General features: G+C 68.5%; 8 protein-coding genes and 1 pseudogene. 6 read left to right on the forward strand and 3 right to left on the reverse strand.

The window, feature by feature from the left end:
• Positions 1-98: 98 nt before the first annotated feature.
• Positions 99-1,004, reverse strand: a complete 906-nt coding sequence (locus AB0M47_RS17530) for a PHB depolymerase family esterase (protein WP_363414295.1) — start codon at positions 1,002-1,004, stop codon at positions 99-101.
• A 72-nt stretch (positions 1,005-1,076) separates the two neighbouring features.
• Here AB0M47_RS17530 and AB0M47_RS17535 point away from each other — a divergent pair, with 72 nt between their 5' ends.
• Together AB0M47_RS17535 and AB0M47_RS17540 are read left to right on the forward strand one after the other, a co-directional pair.
• On the forward strand, positions 1,077-1,616 hold the full coding sequence (locus tag AB0M47_RS17535; protein ID WP_363414298.1) for a PadR family transcriptional regulator: 540 nt from the start codon (positions 1,077-1,079) through the stop codon (positions 1,614-1,616).
• Positions 1,617-1,737: 121 nt separating this feature from the next.
• Positions 1,738-2,166, forward strand: a complete 429-nt coding sequence (locus tag AB0M47_RS17540) for a hypothetical protein (protein ID WP_363414301.1) — start codon at positions 1,738-1,740, stop codon at positions 2,164-2,166.
• An 18-nt stretch (positions 2,167-2,184) separates the two neighbouring features.
• On the opposite strand, the gene AB0M47_RS17545 is transcribed toward AB0M47_RS17540, so the two are convergent.
• Positions 2,185-3,483: an MFS transporter gene (locus tag AB0M47_RS17545; protein WP_363414304.1), complete on the reverse strand. Its 1,299-nt coding sequence runs from the start codon at positions 3,481-3,483 to the stop codon at positions 2,185-2,187.
• A 66-nt stretch (positions 3,484-3,549) separates the two neighbouring features.
• Between AB0M47_RS17545 and AB0M47_RS17550 the strand changes: the two genes are divergently transcribed.
• Positions 3,550-4,044, forward strand: a complete 495-nt coding sequence (locus AB0M47_RS17550; protein WP_363414307.1) for an NUDIX domain-containing protein — start codon at positions 3,550-3,552, stop codon at positions 4,042-4,044.
• Positions 4,045-4,056: 12 nt separating this feature from the next.
• Here the strand turns inward: AB0M47_RS17550 and AB0M47_RS17555 are convergent.
• A pseudogene (locus AB0M47_RS17555) lies at positions 4,057-4,839 on the reverse strand (Ku protein); the annotation flags it as partial.
• 50 nt (positions 4,840-4,889) lie between these two features.
• Between AB0M47_RS17555 and ligD the strand changes: the two are divergent.
• The 3 genes from ligD to AB0M47_RS17570 form a co-directional block, all read left to right on the forward strand.
• Positions 4,890-5,756: a non-homologous end-joining DNA ligase gene (ligD, locus tag AB0M47_RS17560; RefSeq protein ID WP_363414310.1), complete on the forward strand. Its 867-nt coding sequence runs from the start codon at positions 4,890-4,892 to the stop codon at positions 5,754-5,756.
• Positions 5,757-5,797: 41 nt separating this feature from the next.
• The gene (locus AB0M47_RS17565) at positions 5,798-6,436 is read left to right on the forward strand and encodes a LysE family translocator (RefSeq protein ID WP_363414313.1); all 639 of its coding nucleotides are present in this window, start codon (positions 5,798-5,800) and stop codon (positions 6,434-6,436) included.
• Between the two features lie 94 nt (positions 6,437-6,530).
• The coding region (locus tag AB0M47_RS17570; protein ID WP_363414315.1) for a hypothetical protein at positions 6,531-6,731 on the forward strand (201 nt) is incomplete at its 3' end.

Below are 6,731 nucleotides of genomic sequence, written 5' to 3' on the forward strand. Positions count from 1 at the left end.
GATCATAGGGATGGAAGACCTGTCGCAGCCCCGGCTGGTCGACCAGCCTCCGCTGCCGAACCGCCCGCGGCCCGAGGGCTGGTTCGTCGACCCGGCCCTCACTTCAGCGGATGAGTCGCGAAGAAGTCCCACATCACGTCCACCGCGTTGATCTTGGTCGCCGGGCTGCCGAGCCCGACGTCGGTGCCGCCCGGCCAGCGATGCTCCATCCCGCCGATCTGGTAGTCCACCACGTCCGAGCCGTCTGCGCAGTGCGTACGGGTCCAGGTGATGCCCTTGGCGTAGACGCCCTTGGCCGACGCGGTGCAGCGCACGCGCGAGCGCCACTTCGCGAGTCCGCCGTTGAGGACGTCCGCGTTGTCCAGGCCGCCGATGAAGGTCACCACGGAGACCGGCTTGCTCGGCTGGAACGCGGGGTCGGCCGCCCGCCAGCCGGTGAAGCCGCCCGAGACGGGTGCGATCGCGGCGAACAACCCCGGTGCCTCGACAGCCATCCGGAAGGTCATGTCGGCCCCGTTCGAGATGCCGGTCGCGTACACCCGGCGGCGATCGACCTGCCAGACCTCGATCATGTGGGCGACCAGCGCCTTGACGAACCCGACGTCGTCGTAGTCGCCGCAACAGTCCATCGCGTTGAACCCCGAGATGATGGTCTCGGGATAGACCACGATGAACCCCTTCTGGTCGGCCTTCGCGTCCAGCCGGGTCATCCGCCGCAGCGTGTCCACATCCGACCGGTAGTAGTGGAACGCCACGACCAGCGGCATCCCCGGTTTGTATCCGGCGGGTGCGTGCGCCTGCGCAGTCCGCGCCTGCCCGCCCACGTCCAGCGAGATCGTCTGGTCGCCGCCGCGCGGGACGTCGGGCACGCGCGGGCTCGGGCTCGCACTCGACGCGGCCACCGTGGGAGTCGGGCTCGGTGGCGCGGCCTCGGGTTTCGCGTCGCACGCCGCCAACGCCATGAGTACGCCCAACGCAGCGCCCGTGGCTCGGATGGTTCTCATCGCAGCCTCCTGCTTGCCGAGAAGTGCTATGTCAGAAGTGACATAAACTATGTCTCTGTTGAAATAGCAGATGTGAGCACGTTGCGCTACGCCCTCCTGTGCACCCTCCACGCCGGCCCGTTGACGGGCTACGAGATCGTGCAGCGGATGCGCCGTCCGATCGGCTATTACTGGACCGCTCAGCAGAGCCAGATCTATCCGGAGCTGACCCGGATGACCGCGGACGGGCTGATCGACCACGACGCCGCGGCCGGGCCCGGCCCGCACGACCGCAAGACGCACCGGTTGACCGAGGCGGGCCGGACGGAGCTCGCGCGCTGGCTGACCGAGCCACCCCAGCGGCGACCGCCCAAGGACGAACTCGTCCTCAAGACGTACGCCCTGGCCGCCGCCGACCGAGACGGCATGCGAGCGCTGTATCGCGGCGAAGCTCAGAAGCATCAGGCGCAGCTCGACGACTACCTCGCGCAGCAAGTAGACGCCGAAGCCCGGGGCGACGACGATCCGGCCAGCCCCAAGTTCGGGGCGTACGCGACGCTCCGGATGGGCATCGCCGCCGAACGGACGATGCTCGACTGGTGTGATTGGCTCGTATCGCAGCTCGGTAGGTAACTATTCAGCGAAATCTCAGGCTGATCGTGCATCCAGGGCGAGACATGTCGGCGGGTGTCGCTAGGGTGTGCCGGTCGCGGAATGATCCGCAGGCATCATCCCCTCTGGAGGAAGCACCCCCATGTCCGAGCCCGTTACCTACCAGCCCGCCCCGCAGCCGCAGGCTCCGCAGGAGTCCACCGGCAAGAAGATCGCCAAGGGCATCGGCGCGGCTCTGCTGTGGCGTCTGGTCATCGGCGGCATCGTGGTCGTCATCGCTCTCGGCTTCGGTGCCTACAAGTACTTCTCGGGCAACATCACCGCGAAGACCCCGGCCGTCGGCGAGTGCATCACCGAGGCGAAGACCGAGGCTGACATCGACGACGTCAAGGCGGTGGCCTGCACCGACTCGAAGGCGCACGACAAGGTCGTCGGTGTGATCAGCGGCAAGTCCGAGTCGTACTTCAAGACGACCGAGAACCCCTGCACCGCTTACCCGGACGCTGAGAGCGCCTACTTCTTCGGCAAGGCGACCAGCGGCACGATCCTGTGCCTCGTGCCCAACAAGTGAGCTGAGCGCGGCTGAGCATCACCCCGCCGAGGAGGCCACGAGCGCTGCTCGTTCGGCCTCCTCGGCTTCTTTGCGGGCCAGCCCGTCGCGCCCGTCGTACTTGACGAACTTCGGCAGCGCCGCCGCCAAGGCGACGGTCCCGGCGATGCAGAGCGCGCCGCCCCAGACGACCGAGCCGCCGACCCCGACGATCTTGGCCATGCCGCCGCTGCGTACGCCGCCGAGCAGCGGGCCGATCGAATAGGACAGCATCTCGATGCCCGCGAGACGTCCACGTAGGTGATCCGGGATGGTCTGGTTCCAGATCGTCGACCGGAAGACGCCGGAGATCATGTCGGCCGCCCCGGCCACGAGCAGGCCGACGATCGCCAGCCACAGGGCGTTCGAGATGCCGAAGAGGACGATGCCGACGCCCCAGAGTCCGGCCGCGATGACGACGGCCAGCCCATGCCGATGGATGCGCAGCGTCCAGCCCGAGGTCAGGGTGGCCAGCATCGATCCGACGCTCGGCGCGGCGTACAGCAGGCCGAGCACGGCGGGGCCGCCTAGTCGATCGGCGAAGAACGGGTAGAGCGCCTGGGGCATGCCGAACGCCATCGCGTTGATGTCCACGAGGTATGTGCCGAGCAATTCGGGCCGGCGGACGGCGTACCGCAGGCCTGTCGCGACGCTGCGCAACGAGGGCCGGTCCGCCAGCTCCGGCGGCGGGACCGCCTTCATCATCGCGAGCAGGGCAAGCGACACCCCGAACGTGGCCACGTCGATGGCGTACACCCAAGCAAGACCGCGGCCCGTGCCGAACGCCGCGATGAGCAGCCCGGCGATGGCCGGGGCGCCGATCGACGCGAACTGGTGGCGCAGCGAGGTGAGCGCGCTGGCCGCGGGGATCTTGTCGGGGTCGACCAGGCGCGGGGTGAGCCCTTCGAGCGCAGGCCGTTGGAGGCCGTCGACGGCGGCCGCGAGCGCCGCGATCAGATAGAGCAGCCAGAGGTGCGGCTCGCCGAGCAGCGCGTTGAGCAGCAGCAGGACGGTGAGCGAGAGTTGGGCGACCTCGCCGCCGAAGACCAGTACGCGACGGTCGACGTAATCGGCGAGCGCGCCGCCGACGAACGCCATGAACAGCAGCGGGACGAGTTCGCAGATGCCGATGAGGCCGACCAGCAACGGATCGCCAGTGATCTTGGTGACCTGGTACGGGATCGTCACGAAGGTGATGAACGACCCGATGGAGGTCACCGTCATCGCGCTGTAGAGCAGCCGGAAGTCCCGGCGGCGCAGCGGCGACAGGTCGAGCGCGAAACGTTTCCTGGTACTCATCGGCGCCGATGATGCACCATCCGCGCGGGCGGCGTCGAATCGGTTTCTGGGGCTACTCTTCCCCGCATGGGTGTGGTCGAAGAATGGTGGGCGTCTTATCACGGCAAGCTCCGGGCGGCGCTGCCCGACGAGACGCTGTTCCTGCTCGGCGGGCGCGGCGTGGTCCGCGACGAGCAAGGACGGTTTCTGCTGATCAAGCGGGCGGACAACGGCATGTGGGCGTTCCCGGCCGGCGGCATGGAGATCGGCGAGTCGATGCTCGACTGCGCGATCCGGGAGACCTATGAGGAGACCGGGCTCAAGGCGGTCGCCGCCGTCCCGTTCGCCCTCTACACCGGGCCGGAGCACACCCACACCAACCAGTGGCAGCACACCTATCAGCACGTCATCCTGGCGTGCTTGATCACCGAGGTCACCGGTGACCTCAACCCGGACCCGGAAGAAGCGACGGACGCGGCGTACTTCCACCCGGACGGCTTCCCGAACCAGAGCCCCACCATGCAGCGGACGCTGGCCGACCTCGCGGAGTTCGAGCGGACCGGGCGGATGACCGTCCGCTGATCACGCCGCTTTGCGCGCGGCCTTGGCCTTGGCGACCGACTCGCGGAGGGCGGCCATCAGGTCGATGACCTCGGCCTCGCCCTCCTGCGGCTGCGGCGGGGCCACCACTTCGCGGCCCTCCACCTTGGCCTCGATGACCTGCTGCAACGCCTCCCGGTACGCGTCGGTGTACTCGGTCGGGTCGAACTCGTCGGACATCGACTCGATCAGCGAGCCGGCCATCTGGAGCTCCTGCTTGTGCAGCTTCACCTGGTCCGCCCCGCCGAGCACGTCGAACGCGGGCTCGCGTACCTCGTCGGGCCAGAGCATCGTGTTGAGGACGAGCACGTCGTCGCGTACGCGGATGGTGGCGAGCTGTTCGCGCTGGCGCAGCGCCACCTTGACCAGCCCGACGCGGCCCGCCTTGCTCAACGCGTCCCGCAGCAGCAGGTACGGCTTGAGCCCGACGTTGCCGTCCGGCTCCAGGTAGTACGCCCGGCTGTAAAGGATCGGATCGATCTGGTCCTCGGGGACGAACTCCAGCACGTCGATCGCCCGCGAACTGCTCAACGGCAGGTCCGCGAAGTCGTCGTCGGTGAGGACGACCATCTGGTCGCCGACCTCGTAGCCCTTCGCGAGCTGGTCGTAATCCACCTGTTTGCCGTCGACCGTGCAGACCCGCTGATACTTGACCCGCCCGCCGTCCTTGACGTGCACCTGGTGGAACCGGATGTCCTTCTCCTCGGTCGCGGCGTAGAGCCGGACCGCGATGGAGACCAGCCCGAAGGAGATCGCGCCCTTCCAGATTGCCCGCATATCAACCATCTTGACAGTAGCGCTCGGCGGGCGAGGCCTATCCTGAGAACGTGACCAGGGTCGAAGTGGATGGCCGACGGATAGACCTCACAAACCTGGACAAAGCTCTCTACCCCGACGGCTTCACCAAGGCCGAGATCATCGACTACTACTCCCGCGTCGCCCCGCTCATGCTCCCGCACCTGGCCGACCGCCAGGTCACCCGCATCCGCTACCCGTCCGGCGCGCAGGCGCAAGGCTTCTTCGAGAAGAACGCACCGGCCGCGAAGCCCAGCTGGGTCCGGGTCGACGGTGGACTCATCGTGGTCGACGAACTCGCCACCCTCGTCTGGCTCGCCCACCTCGCCGCGCTGGAACTGCATACGCCCCAATGGCAGGTCGCGAACGGCCCCGAACACCCGGACCGCATCGTCTTCGACCTCGACCCGACCGAACCGGCCGGCCTCGACGAATGCCGCGCGGTCGCGCAGGCCTTGCGTGATCGGCTGGCGGTGGACGGGCTGACGGCGTACCCCAAGACCTCCGGGCGCAAGGGCATGCAGGTCACCTGCCCCGTCACCGCGACCGCCGAGCAGATCATGGACTACGCCCGCGAACTGGCCGGCGAGTTCGCGCGAGCCGCACCCGATGCCATCACGGACCAGATGGCCAAGGCCGGCCGGCCCGGCAAGATCTTCATCGACTGGAGCCAGAACAACCCCTCGAAGACCACGGTCTGCGTCTACTCGCTCCGCGCGGGCGACTCACCCACCGTCTCCACCCCGGTCACCTGGGACGAAGTCGCGAGCGGCTCGTTCACCGCGGCCGACTTCACGCCCGCGCGGGTCCTTGAGCGGATCAACGAGTACGCCGACCTCCACGCCCCGCTTCTGTCACCCGGTCCGGCCCTCCCAGGTACGCGTCGCCGCCGCCGATAACCGGGTTGTGCTGCAGGCCGCCGATGCCGTTCCATTCGGTCATGGTGTCCGCCGACCGTCTGCTCGCCTTCGCGGCGATGTCCCTGGTACTGATCCTCATCCCCGGCCCGAGCGTGCTGTTCGTGGTCGGCCGGGCACTCGCCCACGGCCGGCGCGCGGCGCTGACCACGGTCGCCGGGAACACCCTCGGGGCGTGCGTACTGGTGGCGGCGGTCGCCTTCGGCGTCGGAACCATCGTCGAACGCTCGATCGTCGTCTTCACCGTCCTGAAGCTCGCCGGGGCGGTGTACCTGGTCTATCTGGGCGTCAAGGCCTGGCGCGCCCGCAAGTCTCTGACCACGGTGTTCACCGCCGACGAGTCGACACACGACGGCCTGCGCTCGCTGTGGGACGGCTTCGCGGTCGGCGTGTCCAACCCGAAGACCATCGTGTTCTTCGCAGCCGTCCTCCCCCAGTTCGTCGACCCGTCCCGGGGCCACGTGATCACCCAGATGCTGCTGCTCGGGCTGGTCTTCAACCTCATCGCAGTGGTCTGCGACAGCCTCTGGGGCGTCGCCGCGTCCTACGCCCGCGAATGGTTCGGCCGCTCGCCCCGCCGGCTGCGGATGATCGGCGGCGTCGGCGGGCTGACCATGATCGGCCTCGGCGTGACCATCGCCGTGACCGGCCGCAAGGACTGACCCGGGATAGATCTATCGGCTGACGCTCCCGCGCGTGGGCGGGCAGGGGTTCAGTCGGTCTGCCCGCTTGCACTGGAGTGGCACGGTTTCTCGCGTGGGCCCGGCGTTGGTCGGGCGAGCCGGCCTGATCGACGCCGCGTCGTCCGCTGGAACGATCTCCGGAAGCCCAGATACCTTTCCCCGCACCGGTTCGGTACGTGACCATCCGGAAGTCGGGCCGTTCACCAGCCGGCGGTCAGCGGTGCCCGCGCCGCGCGTGGCCGACCACCGGCGCGGCGTGCGAGCCGCCTTCCCG

The sequence above is a fragment of the Hamadaea sp. NPDC051192 genome (assembly GCF_040682475.1).
In the GTDB taxonomy this organism is placed as follows: Bacteria; Actinomycetota; Actinomycetes; order Mycobacteriales; family Micromonosporaceae; genus Hamadaea; species Hamadaea flava.